14 protein-coding genes are annotated in these 15,013 nt (G+C 52.9%); 2 read left to right on the top strand and 12 right to left on the bottom strand.

What is annotated here, in order from left to right; all coding sequences use genetic code 11:
- Positions 1-129 precede the first annotated feature (129 nt).
- Positions 130-1,329: an MFS transporter gene (locus tag ACQ4N8_RS10005; protein WP_430704205.1), complete on the bottom strand. Its 1,200-nt coding sequence runs from the start codon at positions 1,327-1,329 to the stop codon at positions 130-132.
- Positions 1,330-1,529: 200 nt separating this feature from the next.
- Here ACQ4N8_RS10005 and ACQ4N8_RS10000 point away from each other — a divergent pair, with 200 nt between their 5' ends.
- The gene (locus ACQ4N8_RS10000; protein ID WP_430704204.1) at positions 1,530-2,150 is read left to right on the top strand and encodes an RNA polymerase sigma factor; all 621 of its coding nucleotides are present in this window, start codon (positions 1,530-1,532) and stop codon (positions 2,148-2,150) included.
- A 74-nt stretch (positions 2,151-2,224) separates the two neighbouring features.
- Here ACQ4N8_RS10000 and ACQ4N8_RS09995 read toward each other — a convergent pair whose 3' ends face one another.
- The 3 genes from ACQ4N8_RS09995 to ACQ4N8_RS09985 all read right to left on the bottom strand — a co-directional run bounded on the left by ACQ4N8_RS09995 (position 2,225) and on the right by ACQ4N8_RS09985 (position 4,726).
- Positions 2,225-3,505, bottom strand: a complete 1,281-nt coding sequence (locus ACQ4N8_RS09995) for a hemolysin family protein (RefSeq protein WP_430704203.1) — start codon at positions 3,503-3,505, stop codon at positions 2,225-2,227.
- A 313-nt stretch (positions 3,506-3,818) separates the two neighbouring features.
- A complete protein-coding gene (gerQ, locus tag ACQ4N8_RS09990; protein ID WP_430704202.1) occupies positions 3,819-4,265 on the bottom strand; it encodes a spore coat protein GerQ in 447 nt (148 codons plus the stop codon).
- A gap of 38 nt (positions 4,266-4,303) precedes the next feature.
- Positions 4,304-4,726, bottom strand: coding sequence for a cell wall hydrolase (locus tag ACQ4N8_RS09985; protein WP_430704201.1), 423 nt, complete (start codon positions 4,724-4,726; stop codon positions 4,304-4,306).
- 268 nt (positions 4,727-4,994) lie between these two features.
- Here ACQ4N8_RS09985 and ACQ4N8_RS09980 point away from each other — a divergent pair, with 268 nt between their 5' ends.
- Complete coding sequence (locus tag ACQ4N8_RS09980; RefSeq protein ID WP_430704200.1) at positions 4,995-6,320, top strand: FAD-dependent oxidoreductase; 1,326 nt, start codon at positions 4,995-4,997, stop codon at positions 6,318-6,320.
- Between the two features lie 152 nt (positions 6,321-6,472).
- Here ACQ4N8_RS09980 and ACQ4N8_RS09975 read toward each other — a convergent pair whose 3' ends face one another.
- From ACQ4N8_RS09975 to ACQ4N8_RS09940, 8 genes are all read right to left on the bottom strand, one after another.
- The gene (locus ACQ4N8_RS09975) at positions 6,473-6,892 is read right to left on the bottom strand and encodes a DUF2500 domain-containing protein (RefSeq protein ID WP_430704199.1); all 420 of its coding nucleotides are present in this window, start codon (positions 6,890-6,892) and stop codon (positions 6,473-6,475) included.
- Between the two features lie 208 nt (positions 6,893-7,100).
- Positions 7,101-7,295, bottom strand: a complete 195-nt coding sequence (locus tag ACQ4N8_RS09970) for a hypothetical protein (protein ID WP_430704198.1) — start codon at positions 7,293-7,295, stop codon at positions 7,101-7,103.
- 223 nt (positions 7,296-7,518) lie between these two features.
- Positions 7,519-8,796, bottom strand: coding sequence for a WD40/YVTN/BNR-like repeat-containing protein (locus tag ACQ4N8_RS09965; protein WP_430704212.1), 1,278 nt, complete (start codon positions 8,794-8,796; stop codon positions 7,519-7,521).
- A gap of 69 nt (positions 8,797-8,865) precedes the next feature.
- Complete coding sequence (locus ACQ4N8_RS09960; protein ID WP_430704211.1) at positions 8,866-9,837, bottom strand: polysaccharide deacetylase family protein; 972 nt, start codon at positions 9,835-9,837, stop codon at positions 8,866-8,868.
- Between the two features lie 162 nt (positions 9,838-9,999).
- A complete protein-coding gene (locus tag ACQ4N8_RS09955) occupies positions 10,000-11,367 on the bottom strand; it encodes a sensor histidine kinase (protein WP_430704197.1) in 1,368 nt (455 codons plus the stop codon).
- Positions 11,340-12,050, bottom strand: coding sequence for a response regulator transcription factor (locus tag ACQ4N8_RS09950; protein ID WP_430704196.1), 711 nt, complete (start codon positions 12,048-12,050; stop codon positions 11,340-11,342). The genes ACQ4N8_RS09955 and ACQ4N8_RS09950 overlap by 28 nt, the downstream gene beginning before the upstream one ends.
- 138 nt (positions 12,051-12,188) lie before the next feature.
- Complete coding sequence (locus ACQ4N8_RS09945; protein WP_430704195.1) at positions 12,189-13,625, bottom strand: ABC transporter substrate-binding protein; 1,437 nt, start codon at positions 13,623-13,625, stop codon at positions 12,189-12,191.
- A complete protein-coding gene (locus ACQ4N8_RS09940) occupies positions 13,622-15,013 on the bottom strand; it encodes an ABC transporter permease (RefSeq protein ID WP_430704194.1) in 1,392 nt (463 codons plus the stop codon). The genes ACQ4N8_RS09945 and ACQ4N8_RS09940 overlap by 4 nt, the downstream gene beginning before the upstream one ends.

Genomic DNA, 15,013 nt, shown 5'->3' with positions numbered 1-15,013 from the left:
GCCTCAGTCCCATGGAATTCAGGACAAAGGCCGCCTAATTGGTTTTTCATTTTTTGTACTGTCTACTTGACGGGGTGTAGTTCACTACCGGGGATAGCCCTTTTCTTTTTCATGTGGTCGACTCTCTCGTTAACGTTTGGCGGGCGAAGCCTGCCGGCTTTCCCGGCCGCGCTGCAGGAGTATGGCCGCAGAGCTCAGGAGAATCAGCAGCAGGAGAAAACCGGCCAGCAGCCAGGCGGACGTATCGGCTCCGCCGAGATCCATGCTTTTCCCCATGAGCAGCGGCAGCACCGCACCTCCCACGCCACCGGACGCAATCAGCAGACTGGGCGTCGACTCTTCCGAACCGGGTAGCAGCTTGTTGGAAAAAACCAGCGCGATGGAGAACAACCCCGACATAAACAAGCCAAACAACAAGATGAAAGCAAACAACGCGATGACGCCGCCGGCCAAAGCAAATAGCGAGATGGCGGCAAAACTGAATATGCAGCCCCAGATCACGTAACGGCTGTAGGCAATACGCTCTGCGATGACCCCGGCAAACAGGCGGCCGAAGGTCATGGCAATCCAGAACAACGTCACGCTGAACGCTGCGGTCGATTTATCGATCCCCACCTTCTCGATCAGAAGCGACGGCAGGAAATTGACGAAGCTCATTTCCGTACCGACGTAAACGAAGAAGAACACAATGAACAGGGCCAGCAGTACCCCTCTCGTTCCCCGGTATTGCTGCAACCAGGCCCCTTTCTCCGCCTGTCTGCCTCCTCTGGCATGCAGTGTCTCCTTATAGTCGCCGAAACGGCCTTTTCCCCACGCGAACAGCATGACGAAAGCGAATCCGGCTACGAACAGGAAGGAAAAGCGCCAGGCCTCCGCTTGAATGAATACGCCGGCGGCCAGCGGCATCAGCAAGGCGCCCAAGCCGAAGAACACCTCCAGTCGGCTCATCGCTACCGCCGTTCCTTCGGTGACGGCAACGATAATAATCGTGCCGATCACCGCCTCGATCATGCCGAAGCCGAAGCCGGCCACCGCACCGATCGCGTACATCCATTCCCAGGGCGGGAGCAGGGTGTAGGCGAATTCCGCCGCGCAGAGCATGCCCGTCGCAATGAGCAATCCATTTAGCTTGCCGAATTTCGCGATCAACAGCGGCGATGCCAATACGCCGATCAGAAAGCCCGCAAATTGGGCGAAAATCAAAGTGCCCCCGGCACTGTAATCTTTTCCGTAATAATCCAGCAAATCCGGCATTAACGAACCAATCACGACATGGGCCAACCCGATCAGCAGATAGGACCAGCACCCTGTCCATATTAACCTTCGCACGATATCTCTCCTTCTCTAAGCGACTCTATCTATTGTAACGGATCAAGCGCATCGCGTCATCTGTTGAAATAGGGCGAACAAATCACAATTTTGTTATATTTATGGAAAATAGTACCTCTCCATTGGATAATAGAGTAAAATCGATATAGTGTTCTCTATTTTTACGTGAACTTGCTATTTCAAAATGAGAGGGTACCTTTATGCCTAGTCGGTTAAAATGGCTGCTTGCGGCCAATTACATGGACCTGCCCGAACATGTGCAGGAAGAAGTATATTACGCCTATTATGAAATGGTATATGGAACGGTGTATTACATGGTCAAAGATCATCAAGCAACCGAGGACATCATTCAGGAAGCCTTCCTGATGGTGGTCAACAAGAAACCTGCCTTCGATAACGAAGTCAGCATGCGCGCCTGGCTGAAAACGGTATCGCGCAACATGGCGATTACCTATATACGCAAAAACAAAAAGCACTACCAGAACATCGACCAGGATCAGATGCTCCATGAAGTCGCCGCAACCAGCTGGAAAGACGATTCCGTCGAAGGCTCCGTAGAGACGAAGTTAATGGAAGAAGCGATATATACCTATTTGCGTCATTTGAAGCCGGAATACCGGATGCTTATCGAATACCGCTGGAAGCTGGGCTTAAGCTACAAGGAGATCGGCGAGCGAATGGGCCTTTGCGAGAACATCGTGAGGCAGCGGCTGTTTCGTACCCGGGAAGGCATCAAGAAGATGCTTTATCTGGAATGGGAAGACCGTAATCCGGCCCAGCCCCCGTCCTCCTTGAACGATACCGAAGAGTCCGGAACGTAACTCCCTTCCGCCTTTCTGACGACGCAAAAAACCGGATGTCCCGCATCGGGATGCATCCGGTTTGTTTTTTGTTGTTATGCGCCAGCTTCCTCCAGAGGCAGCAACTGCTCCCGGATTAATTTAACGCGTGAGATTCTCTTGTTGTCGGTTTCTTCCACTACGTAAGTATATTCGCCATACTCCACGGTTTGCCCTACCTGCGGCGGCAGGATGTCGATGCGCGAATACAGCCAGCCGCCGATCGTATCGTAATCGTCGGAATCGAGCTCAAGGCCAAACCGGTCATTGATCGATTCGATCAGCATCAGGCCGTCAATCGAATAGGCATGGGCATCCAGTTGTTCGATGCCGGGGCGTTCCTCGTCAAACTCATCCTGAATCTCGCCGACGATCTCTTCTACGATATCTTCCAGCGTTACCATGCCGGAGGTACCGCCGTATTCATCGATCAAAATGGCGATCTGCGTTCTCCCCCGCTGCATCCGTTTCATCAAATCGCTGATCTGGATCGATTCGGGAACCGCCATGATCGGACGGATCAGGTCGCGCAGGTTGCGGGTATTGGAGCGGATCAAATCTTTAATATGAATAAATCCGATAATATGGTCTTTATCCTGATTGCACACGGGATACCGGGTTCGGGTGCCTTCTAAGGCGATTTCCAGGTTTTCGTCCAGCGAATGCTGGGTATACAGGCAGATCATTTCCGTCCGGGGAATCATGATTTCCCGGGCGGTCGTATCGGCGAACTCGAAAATATTGTCCACCAGCGACATTTCCGTGCTGTCGATCAAGCCGCTTTCGCTGCTCTCCTTCATCATTACGCGGATTTCTTCCTCCGTGTGCAGCGAATCCAGTTCCGACACCGGCGTGATGCCGAACAGCCGCAAAAGGGCGGAGGAAAGTCCGTTTAACACCCATATGAACGGATACATCAGCCGGTAAAACACGCGCATCGGCCAGGCGAACCATAAAGTGATGGATTCGGCCTTGCGGACGGCGATCGTTTTCGGGGCCAATTCCCCCAACACGATATGCAGGATCGCGATCAGTATGAAAGAGACGGTTAACGATACGATATATACCGGTCGTTCGCCAAAGCCCATCATCTCGAACAACGGGCCGAGCAGTCGGGCGACCACCGGTTCGCCAAGCCAGCCGAGCCCCAGCGAGCTGAGGGTAATCCCAACCTGGCATGCCGATAAATAACCGTCCAAACGGCCTAACAGATCCTTGGCGATTTTCGCGTTCCTTCGCCCCTCTTCGGCCAAAGCTTCGATCCGGGAGCTCTTGACCTTGACGATGGCAAATTCGGCCGACACGAAAAACCCGTTAAGCAATACCAATAACACCATCAATCCTACAGAGAAAAGACTCGGTAAAGGGTCAGTCAATACGTTTCCTATTCCCGCTTACACGGCGGAGAATAGGTGCACCTCCTTCGTGGTTTGAAATCATGCGTATTCGTTTGTATTCCATATGTGAAAGGCAGCGTCAACTTCCCAATGGATCCATCTCCTTTGGCAACGGATTAAATGATCAGGATTGATTACTCTTCATTATATTATTATACACTACACAGTCAAACGCTGCGGTATTCCTTGCGAACGGGCGTGCCAGGCCCGAAAAAATAAAAAAAGACCCCCTCGCAAGGGGTCTTTGCCTGTATTAACGTCTCATCGGCGGGGCGCCGATCGTGCCGGGATATTGATAGACGAGCGGCTCGTCGAAGGTGGCGTAATCAAAATTGACCATCAGCATGACGGTGCGGACGCCGGTGGCGGGATCGCTGATAATGATGTGGTCGCGGCCTGCCGCTTCGAGCACGCCTTTGAACACTTTGGCGTTCCATTCGCTATTATTTTCGTAAGTCATGTAAAAGGTGCCGACCTTGCCTAGATTGAGGCGAAAAATATTTTCGATATAAGATTGCTCATACTGCGGAATCGGCGTCGGCATGACGGTGCCGCCGGGCGTCATCGGGCTGCCGCTGGGAACTTGAGGCGGCATGACGGTTCCGCCTCCATGCTGCGGATAACCGGTCCCCCCGGTATGGGACGGATAAGTACTTTGGCCCATGGAATAAGTCATCGGCCGGTAAGGCTGAGTGAACATGGAAACAATACCTCCTTATTTTTAGCAACCTCTAAAAACTAATAAACGGCGGGGCAATCCTGTGCGGTTGGAGCGAAGAAGCAGTGCGCCTTAAAGCGTCCGGTGTTTTGCTGGTTGTACCACGTCCCCGGGCAATCTCCTGCCGGACGGAAAAACCACAGGGCATTGCTTGCCGGCCATACCCGTTCCCCATTAATGATGCGCTGGGCAAGGCGGATGTCACGGTCGCGCGCTCTTTGGTAAAAGTAACCCTTCACCGTCGCTTCGAATCCGCCGGGACTTTGAAACACCATCCGGTTCATGTCCCGGATATCCTGGAAATCGAGGCAATTTCCCAGAATCCGATTCACGCCGACATTGCCGACCATCAGCATGCCTTGCTCCCCTTCGCCTTCCGCCTCCGCGCGCATCAGCCGCGCGAGCAGCCTCACGTCTTCGGAGTTTGCTTTGATGACAGCCAATCTCGTTCCTCCTTCCTCCCTGCTGAACGCTATATCTTATGTGCAGGCGCCTATCTTGGTGCTTGGCGCTGGAAATAATTCGGTGTCAATAGCCCGGACTCTCTTTTCTTTGTGAATCCGATTACAAGTATGAACATTTCGTGTCTATTTCTATGGACGCGCTTACACGAATAGCATATACTGTAGATGAATAAAGGTTTTTTATACGTAACTGCTTATTTCTTTATAAAACGCTTGGCTTCATTAACACCTTTTAGGAGGTTCCCACATGAGAATCGCGATAATTGGCGGCGGCCTCGCCGGGCTTACGGCTGCTGCGTATCTATCGGACCGCGACGATACGTCCGGTACGGTGTTCGAACGGAGTCCGCAGCTCGGCGGCCGGGCTTTTACTTATGAGAAATCGGGATTTACTCTGAATTACGGAGCACATGCGGTATACGGAATCGACAGACATACGCTCCATTCCATGGAAGAAGAGCTCCATCTGAAGTTCCAGAGCAAGCAGGTCGATAAACGCAAGGTCGTGTACACCAAACACGGACGCTTGACCCCTGCCCCGCTCGACTTCGTCAACATCCTGAAAACGGATGTACTGTCCACGATGGAAAAAGTGCGATTCGTCGGCGAAATCGCCGCGATCATCGGCAACATCCATCAATTGAAGCGCCATCGAACCTTAGGGGATTACCTGGATCATTCGCATGCATCGCCCGATGTGAAGGAGCTCTGGGAGCACCTGGTCTGCTCCAATTTCTTCGTGACGCCGGAGGAAGCGCGAAAGGTATCCGGCGAAGTCATCGCCGACTACTATCACAACCTGTTTCTTTCCCATCGCCCGGTTAACTATATTCTGGGAAGTTGGGCAACGATCACCGATCAATTGATCGAGAAGATCGACAACAATGAAAATTGGGATATCGCTCTCAAGGAGCCGGTCGAATCGATTTCGATGGAAGGCGGCAAATTCGTATTGAACACCAAAACCCGGCAGCAGCTGGTCTTTGACCAGGTTGTTCTGGCGATGCCGGTACAACAAGTCGTCAAGCTGGTGGAGAACACGCCTTGGATGCCTTCGCTGGAGCCTTACAAGGACAGCACTTCCACGGAAGTGCTCGTATACGACGTCGGCTTCTCTAAAGTAGTCGCCCGTCCTTTCCATTACATTAGCGATATGGACCACAAAATATTTATCAGCGACGTTTCCGCGACGGATTACACGGTAGCTCCGGTGCACGGCCAGCTTCTGCAAGGGATCGCCTACTTGAACGACGATTTTTCCGACGAGGAGCAGAAGAAGCAATACCTGGAGAGCAAAACGCAGCAAATGGAAGCCTTGTTCGACACGCATTATCCGAATTGGCGCGAGTTCGTTGAGGTCAAGCGGGTTTCCAAGAAGGCGATGGTCGCGAGCGTCAAAAATATCCACAGCAACAAACTGCTGCCGAACCGCCTCGAAGGGGTACCGTTTTATTTCTGCGGCGATGGCTGCCAAGGCAAAGGAGAACTTGCGGAACGCGCCTTCTCGAGCGGCCGGGCGGTCGCTCAGGCGTTGCTTGAAGAGAAAGCGGACATTAGGGCTTTATCCCATTGATTTCAAGGATTTCATAACAAAAAAACAGAAGCGCTGGTCGATTAGCCTGTCACCTACGGCTGCCGTTACGCTTCTGTTTTTTGTTGTTTGCCCTGTTCCAACCTAACCTTCCTTTCCTGGTTTTTGGGTTTGGCATTCGGACGGAAGTCCCGTTAACCGGAGCTGTGCGACTTGCGGTAATCTTGCAACTCGGTGCGATACGTTCTGCCGGCACGCTCGAAGCCATGATAACGGCGGCCCTGGAACGTCAGCTTGCCTTCATCGCCTTCCGCGCATTGGCCGTACTCCAGCCCAGTGACGGCAAACTCCAGCCGATCCCCGCTCTCCACCTCGAACGTTAAGTAATACTTCGTGTCCGAACGGTTGACCGACGTATCGGTATCATGACGATGGGTCACCTCGGTCCGTTTGCCGACAATCACGGAGCTTACGCTGAGTACGGGTTGCCGGTTGCCGCCCAAGGCTCGCAGGAGCCCGCCTGCCGCCGAAATCAGGATGATGCCCGCGATCACGACGAACAATACCGGCAAGGCCGTTTCCATCACTCCGAACATTTCTGTCCAAGACTGCATCGATCTCTCCCTCCTTAAAAGAGGTAGCTCCCTATTATCGTCCTCCCCTTTCTTTCTTAAGTATATGCCGTCCGAAATAAAACTTGATATTCACCACATCCAGAAAATATGCTACTCTTGTCCAAGATTTTGCCGTCCAAACAAAATAACCCCCGGTTCCTGAGTTCGGAACGGAGGTTAATCGCAGGATGCGTTTGGATTCTTGGCATTAAGCATAGTAGGCGAACAACAATTGACGGGTTTCTTCGGCGCCATCGGCTTCCATCTCGAATTCTTCGTCAAGGCCTTTCTCCGCCCAGCAAGCTTTGCACGCTTCTTCGCTCGTACACAGATGAGCGTCTTCGCAGGTGTAGCAGAACTGAAGGTAGTTGCGGGTTACGGTTTCTTGAGCTGTCGTTTTCATGAGATTCCACTCCTATCGTTGGTTTGGAGCGCCGCTCCATTTATTTTTACTGCGGGTTTGATGCTGATCTTTCTTACAAGTTAAATATATCACAAAGTCCGAATAGCACACGTGATAAATTTCACAATATGATGAACGTCACACGTTTTTTTCTCATTATGCAAAAAGCATGACAACGAGTGCCATGCTAAGTTCTTTCTCTGTGCGAAATTCCGCTGTTTGACTAAAGCACATGCCAGCTTCGGCCCCCGTCCTGGGTCTGCAGGAGCAACGAACGCTGTTGATCCTCCTTGGCTACGAGCAGCCATCCGACGCGCGAGGAGAAAAACTGCAGCTTCACGATTTCGGGGTAATCCGCCATAATTTGTTGCAGCTTCTTGCTTTCGGGCAACGCATCCCAGCTGTTCCCCTGATCCGACGTATAATAAACCGTGGAATCCAGAATCGTCCAACCTTCCTGATCGTTAAGAAAGGTCGGGGCAAACTCTTCGTTCATGCCGGTCTGCCAAGATAACTTGAAAGGAACCATCGTCCAGGTCTTCCCGGCATCTTCGGTGAAATAACCGTTAAATTTGGTCGAGTTCCCCCGGCTGCAGCCGATCGGAATCCACCCCTCGCGTTTATTGCCGGAGAAAAAAGAGACCTTGCCCAGCGTAAACCGGTCGCAGGTTTTATACTTGTCCAGGTTAAAGTATTGCTCGTTTGCCGACCAGGTCAAGCCGCCGTCCTGCGTGACGTATAACGCCGGAATCTGATCTTTGATTTCGCTGACGAAGCCTTGCTGCGAATTCGTGAACGCCATGGACGCGTCTGTAAGGGGGATGACCGAAACCGGTCTTTCCGACGTGAACAGACTGCTCGCATTCTCTCCTCCAATTAAGGCTTCAAAGCTCATTCCGCCATTATCCGTGGTAAACAGGGCCCTGGAGTCTCCCCCGGCCCCGGAGAGCACCCAACCATTGCTTTGATCGGCAAAAAACATCGCCGTCACCTTAACGGTCTCGGGAAAAGAGGCGACTTTCCAGGTAGTTCCCCCATCCGTTGTCCGCAGCACGATCGTATCTCCGGAACCTGCCGAATTGCGCACGATCCAGCCGTGATTCAGATCGATGAAGAAGATATCTTTGCCGTATTGCGGAGTGGCTGGAAAATGCACGGAGGCGGCGGGAGAAATGTTTGCCCACGTTTTCCCGTTGTCCTGGGTAATATAGAGCCTTAGCTCATTGCGGGTGCAACCCCAGGCGATTCCGGTCGTCGCGCTGAGCAACTGGAAATCGGTCAACCGGGTCTGGATTTGGTATTGGTTCTGTCCCTCTTCAGCCGGAGTTGCAGCGGGCTTCCCCTGGTTCTCGGCTCCATCCCGATTAATGACGGTAATCGTCTGCCCCTCCTCCGGAGGTTCGTCCTGCAACGCCGCGGTTGGAGCCGGAGGCGGTTCGGACGTGCAGGCCGTCAGGAGCAAGGCGAACACAAGAGCCGGTCCGGCGAACTTGCGCCACATTCTCAAACCGAACAACCTCGCTTTCTGATTCAAGTTGTACGTCTAGTATAACATAGCCGGCAGAAGCCCTTACAGCCGAGAGTCGTTGCCGAAATTGACGGTAATATGTTGGGCGGGTTTATATACGGCAAAAGCGTATCCTTTCGCCTGCAAATATTCGATCACTTGAGGCAAAATTTCCGCCGTTTGCGCTTTTTCGTGCAGCAATATGACTTCGGTATCCCGGTGGATCTGGCGCTTGACTTCCTTCAAAATCATGCCCGGATCGTCCGGATGCTTCCAATCCTTGGAGTCGACGGTCCAGTCCCACATTTTAAAGCCGGCTTCGGCAATGTCGCCGCGGAACTTCTCGTCGATCTCCGGCTTGCTTCCGTACGGAGCCCGTATCAAGGTCGGGGCGGTCCCCGTCAGCTTCTCGACCAACTGCTGCTCCTGCGTGAACTCTTTCAGGAAATTGGCCGAATCACCGGCATCGTACAATTTTTTCTTGCTGTGGCTCATGCTGTGCAGCCCGACATAATGGCCGGCCTTCGCCGCATCCTTCACCGCTTGTTTATTGGCGGATAATTGGTTTCCGATCATAAAAAACGTACCATGGATTTGATAGCGATCCAGGATGTCCAATATCGGCCTCGTATATTTGCCCGGACCGTCGTCAAACGTCAGATAGACGACTTTTTGCGTTTGCGGAACCTTTTTCTGCGGGGGTTGCGCTGCGTTTTCCTTTTGCATCGGATCCGGAGACGGTGAACCCGTCCCGGCTTCAGATTGGGTTGGGGGCGTCTTCCCCGCTTCTTGCCGGTTGCCGGGAGCTTGGTCCGACGCGGTCCCTCCGCCGGCCGACGCCAGTTTTGCCGGGACGACCTCGGCGGAGTGAACCGGTGGCCGTTGCTTCTGGATGAGCGGAGCTACAGCCAGTACGGTTAACGCCAGGGAAGCCGCGGATAGAAATACTGCCGAGGCAATGACGATGTTCAACCGCCGCGAGCTTGAGCGCTTGGAGGCGGCATGCTTTTCACTTCGACCTACATAAGGCGACATAACGATCACGGTATCCTCTCTCTTCATCTATTTACTAGAATAATATAAAGCGAGAGTTTCGTCCTTACAGAATAGTTAATCGTTGGTTACAAAGTCATAACAACTGAGCGATTCGTCTATTTGGTTTACATAACATATATTTTGTTAAATATCTTTGGGGGTCTATTGTTTTTCGCTCAATGGCAGCGATATCGTGATCGTCGTCCCGCTTCCCGGCTTACTCGCGGCCGCGATAGTTCCGCCGTGCTTATCCACGATCCATTTGGCGATCGCCAGACCCAGGCCGGTTCCCCCTTGGCTGCGGTCCCGTGCTTTATCTCCCCGATAAAAACGGTCAAAAATGTGCGGCAGATCGGCCGCCGGGATACCGGCTCCGGTATCGGCCACGGTAAGCTCGGCACGGTGGCCCTTTCGTTGCGACGTGACGCGGATCGTTCCCTTCTCGGCCGTAAACTTTATGCTGTTATCCAGCAAAATGACGAGAAGCTGCTGTAGACGCTCCCGATCCGCCAGCACGCCGATCCGTTCTTCCAAATCGGCGTGCAAGGAGATCTGCTTCAGCTCTGCAAGCGTTGCGAACTTGCGCAAGGCTTCGATAATCACATCGGCGAGCGGTAGCGGCTTTACGAGCAACTCCTCCTGGTTGGAATCCGCTCTAGCCAACGTCAGGAGCTGATCCGTCAGCTTTCCCATTCGCTTCGATTCGGCCAGCACCATGGAAAGCGGTTCGCTCATCTGTAGAATCGACCGGTCGGGATGGCGGAACACGAACTCTGCGTTGGCCCGGATAATCGATAACGGCATTCGCAGTTCATGCGACGCATCGGCGACAAACCGCTGCTGCTTGTCCCAAGACTTCCGAATCGGCTCCAGCGCTTTATTGGCCAGGTATAATCCGGCCAACACCGTCAGCGCCCCGCCGGTAAAAATTCCGAACACAATCAGGATCAGCAACTGCCGGAGCATGTTTTGCTCCGAGTCGACGATGCTGATCGCTTGGACGGACACAAACCTTGAAGGCGTGCCTTCCAGAAGATTCGGGATATCGATGAGCCCGCCGTTTGCTTGCTTTTCCTGTATTTTCATATTCAGGGAAACCGGCCGCTCATAATCTATGGAATAAATCCGGTAATAATGCCCGTCCACCTTCACCGTCGATGGCGTCGGCATATCCCGATAGGCCTTGAATGCATCCACCGCCTTTTGCTTCTCCGTTGAGGCAAGGATCGGCAAGGCGTTCCCCTGTTCATCCCAAAGCACCAGAAAAACGCGAGGATCAATCCCCTGAACCTGGATGAGCATTTTGTTCCCCTTTTTGTAGTTCTCATCGAGCGGCATTTCTTTCTTCGTTTCGGACATAGAGTAGAAAACCTGGTTGTTTTGCGAGATTTTGAGTACCAGCGATTCATCGACTTTGGCAAACAAATGATGTCGAAGCTGAATGTACACGATCAAACCTATAACGGTCAGGATAATAAAAAATACCGAAGCGTTCAAGACGGTCAGCCGGTTACGGGTGCTGTTGAACATAATGAACGATCATTCTCCTTTAGTATGTACCCCACGTTTCGAACCGTGTGGATGATGTGATCGTAACCAAACGGTTTTAATTTTCTGCGCACATAGTAGACGTAGACCTCGACGATATTGAGGCCGACATCGGAATCCAGGCCCCACACGCGGGAGCAGATTTGTTCCTTGGTCAAAATTTGCTCGCGGTTTTGCAGCAGATATTCCAGCAGTTCGAACTCCTTTTGTGTTAGCTCCAGTTTCTCCCCCGCGATGGATGCTTCCTTGGTCCGCGTATTCAACGCGAGCTTGTGGTATATCAGGCTGCCCTCTCGATCGAACGGAGCTCGCCGGCGCAGCAGCGCTCGGACACGGGCGAACAGCTCCGGCACCTCAAACGGCTTCGTCATATAGTCGTCGGCCCCGATGTCAAGCCCCTTGACCATATCCTCCACGTTGTCCCGCGCGGTGAGAAACAAGATCGGCGCACGTACCTGTTTGGCCCGGCTGCGGCGGACGATCTTCAGCCCATCCATGCCCGGCAGCATCATATCCAGCACCAGCAAGTCGTAAATGTCCTGTTCGGCCATATAGCAGCCTTCTTCACCGCACGCGGCAAGGTCTACCTGATACCCTTCTTCCTCGAACAGGTTTTTTAGCGTTTTGAGCATATGGACATCGTCTTCCACTACGAGTATTTTCATGGGTTCCTCCCGTATCGTTGCGTTAACCCTAATATAGGATTCAGTATAATCCCTTAACATGAAAAAGAGCTTAAAAAGGCGAAAACGCCTTTTCCTTCAGGAAATAGGCGTTTTCGCTCCGGACGAACGTACTGCCAGCTATTCAAGCAGATACGTGCTGACTTTATTCTGGATCACATTGGCGGCTTCTTCCGCCGATTTCTGACCTTGAAAGAACGCCGCGGTTTCCGCCGAGACGATCGCCGTTATTTTAGGATCGCTTTCAGCGTACAGCATCGGTTTGTTAAGCACCTGCTCGATCCGCGCGATATCCTCGTCGGTTGCCGGCTCCATGTTTGCCGCTTTCCCGTTGATGTTGAGCATCGTCTTTTTCCCGTTGCCGTTCCCCTCGCCCAAATGTTTCAAACTTTCCAATTGCGCCTTGGCGCCGGTCTTATTGACGGCGAATCCGCCCAACTCGCTGGCCGATTGCATTTCGTCGGACAGTAGGAATTTCACGAATTCCCACGCTTCCTCCGTATGTTCCGATTTGCTGTTGATCGCTAGCGGCATGGAGGACGAGAAGAGCAACCCCCTTTGCTCGTTTTCGGATGGCAGATCATAATAAGCCGCATTTCCTTCGTAAGACATTTTTGGCATCATGTACATATCCAAATACCCCATCATTTTCGCTTTGGGCTGGATAACGACGCTGGTATTATCCGTGCTCTCCGTGAAAATAATCTGTTCGTCATACAGCGACTTTGCCAGCTCCAGCATATCGACGAACTCCGGCGAATCGAAACGGGACTCCTTGCCGGCCGTGTCGACGAATTTGGCAAAGCTGCTGTTCAGCATCAGCGTCATCAATTGGGCCGGCTCGATATTGCCCAGCGGATAGCGGTCAGGCTGACCGTCATTGTTGGCGTCGGTCAACCATTGTTGCGCTAAGCTTTTAAAATCCGCCCAGGTCCACTCGCTGTCGTCGATCGATTCGTTCCCGAGCACGGCTTGATCCCCAAGCCACATATTCAACTCCACTTTGGCCGGAACGGTATATAATGCCCCGTTATATTCCATTGCCTCGAACATTCCCGCATAATAGTTGTCTAATGGGAAGGAAGCGTCCTGGCTCATCAGATCGCCCAGATTGACGAGCAGGTTTTTATCGGCGTATTTCTTGTACGGCAAGCCATTCATGACGATGATATCGGATGCTTTGCCGCTCATGAGCTCCGCGCCTACCGAACCGACGTATTTTTCCACGGTTTGCGGGTCCGGGTTTTTCGTAACCATCATGTTTTTGCCGCCCTTTCCCGTGGCGTCGGGCGCAGCAGCATATTCCTTGATTTGGATGTCGATGTTCGGATGCTGCTCCTCGAATTTCTGCTCGGCCAGCTGAAGGAAACGGTCGGAGGTCATAACCGATAAGGTGACGGCGACTTGCTTTCCGGCGGAGCCCGAGGCAGCCCCTTCGCTCGGTATGTCCCCTTCCGCAGCCGGACTTTGGGTTCCTCCCGAGCAAGCGCTTAGCGCGATTAATGAGATGAGGGATGCGGCAATCAACCCTTTTTTAACAGTAATCGTTAACATCATGAAATATCCACTCCTTTGGATTCATTGAAATTGAAGATAGAGACGAGAAAAAACATACCGGGTACGATAATCTCCTTCTGATTCAGGCGAAAATCCCACCCGGCCCAGCTAATAAGAGCGAAGGTAATCAACACGGCCGGCGGCAGATAATACGACAATCGTTGCAGTTGAGCGTATGCCGGCATTCGTTCCGCTTGCCACAACCGGATACCGAGCAGAAGCAGCGGTAGCCCAAGCAAGCCTCCTCCCAGGAACAGCCAGCCGACAAGGCGAGCGGCCGCGGCATCAAGTTGTTCCGGCGCGGAAGGAACATAACCGGCTTGCAGCGTTTGCTGTTGCCATATTGCCTGAAGATGCTCGAAATAAAAGGAAACATCAATCAGTCGTTCCGGCACCCAATCCGGCAAAAGGGATAATCGAAACGCAATCGAAGACCAAAGCGCAACCATGAAGATCAGGACAGTGATGATAACGGATAACGTTTTAAGCAAATAAGCCCTTTCCATGCGCAGCGCTTCCGGCCAGTGATTGGTGAGCAGCCTGCGTTTCAGTTGGCGGGCAGCCGCCTTAACATGGCGCAACACCAACCGAATCAATTGGACCAAGGCAATGATGCCGCAACCGAACAGCAGCAGCGACTTAAGCTGCGCGGCCTGCGTAAGGTTGATGCCCCGGTTCGCGATGCGAAACAACGCCGGATTTTTCCCGACGGCCCCAAGTGCCGCCGAGACTTGGTCTTCTCTGCCGACCGCAACGGCGGGTCCGACCGCAAGCTGTACCGTTTCAATCGATGCGTCGGGCTGGATGCTCAAAAAAGTCGTGACGGGAATCAGCACGTCGGGAATACCATCCTCGGCCATCCGCTTCAAAAGGGTTTCTTCCCCGGCATATACGCCGGTGATCGTAAAGGTCGTCCCAAACAGTTCCAGTTGCTTGCCCACTACCCGATTGGAACGATACAACTGCTCGGCCAGCCAAGAGCTAATGACCGCTACGCGGCTGTTCTCCGTTACGGAGGTCTGGCCGATCATCGAACCGCTGAGCATAGGCAGGCTGTTAAAATTGCGGTACTGCTCATTTACGCCGATCACGGTGCAGCTTGCGGAGCTGTTTTGATATCGCGCTGAGGTTTGAGCCCGGCTCGAATACGCGGTCGCCTGCGGTTCCCACTGCTCAGCCAAGGCTTCGGCTTCTTCTAAGGTCAGCCCCGTGGCATCGGCGGCGCTGACGGCTGCCGTTCGGTCCAGATTGACCGTCAGCGCATTGAGCCGTTGCTGACCGCCCGTCTGCTCCCAATCGCCTAGGACGGAGGAGATGCCTCCGATCGCAACCAGCAGGCATAACACTCCGCCAAAAACCAGCCATGGGGCCAGTCTGGATCGCTGCAT

This window comes from Paenibacillus macerans, from assembly GCF_050565405.1.
Lineage (GTDB): Bacteria > Bacillota > Bacilli > Paenibacillales > Paenibacillaceae > Fontibacillus > Fontibacillus macerans_B.
The sequence above is the reverse complement of the archived record's forward strand: the minus strand, read 5'-3'. Positions and strand labels throughout refer to the sequence as shown.

Bases quoted from the DNA above. Each gene is read 5' to 3' on its own strand.
- gerQ (WP_430704202.1), bottom strand. From the start codon at position 4,265: ATGTTCACTCAGCCTTACCGGCCGATGACTTATTCCATGGGCCAAAGT.
- ACQ4N8_RS09945 (WP_430704195.1), bottom strand. From the start codon at position 13,625: ATGATGTTAACGATTACTGTTAAAAAAGGGTTGATTGCCGCATCCCTC.
- ACQ4N8_RS09970 (WP_430704198.1), bottom strand. From the start codon at position 7,295: ATGAAAACGACAGCTCAAGAAACCGTAACCCGCAACTACCTTCAGTTC.
- ACQ4N8_RS09995 (WP_430704203.1), bottom strand. From the start codon at position 3,505: ATGGTGTTATTGGTATTGCTTAACGGGTTTTTCGTGTCGGCCGAATTT.
- ACQ4N8_RS10000 (WP_430704204.1), top strand. From the start codon at position 1,530: ATGCCTAGTCGGTTAAAATGGCTGCTTGCGGCCAATTACATGGACCTG.
- ACQ4N8_RS09950 (WP_430704196.1), bottom strand. From the start codon at position 12,050: ATGAAAATACTCGTAGTGGAAGACGATGTCCATATGCTCAAAACGCTA.
- ACQ4N8_RS09955 (WP_430704197.1), bottom strand. From the start codon at position 11,367: ATGTTCAACAGCACCCGTAACCGGCTGACCGTCTTGAACGCTTCGGTA.
- ACQ4N8_RS09980 (WP_430704200.1), top strand. From the start codon at position 4,995: ATGAGAATCGCGATAATTGGCGGCGGCCTCGCCGGGCTTACGGCTGCT.
- ACQ4N8_RS09965 (WP_430704212.1), bottom strand. From the start codon at position 8,796: ATGTGGCGCAAGTTCGCCGGACCGGCTCTTGTGTTCGCCTTGCTCCTG.
- ACQ4N8_RS09975 (WP_430704199.1), bottom strand. From the start codon at position 6,892: ATGCAGTCTTGGACAGAAATGTTCGGAGTGATGGAAACGGCCTTGCCG.
- ACQ4N8_RS09940 (WP_430704194.1), bottom strand. From the start codon at position 15,013: ATGCAGCGATCCAGACTGGCCCCATGGCTGGTTTTTGGCGGAGTGTTA.
- ACQ4N8_RS09960 (WP_430704211.1), bottom strand. From the start codon at position 9,837: ATGTCGCCTTATGTAGGTCGAAGTGAAAAGCATGCCGCCTCCAAGCGC.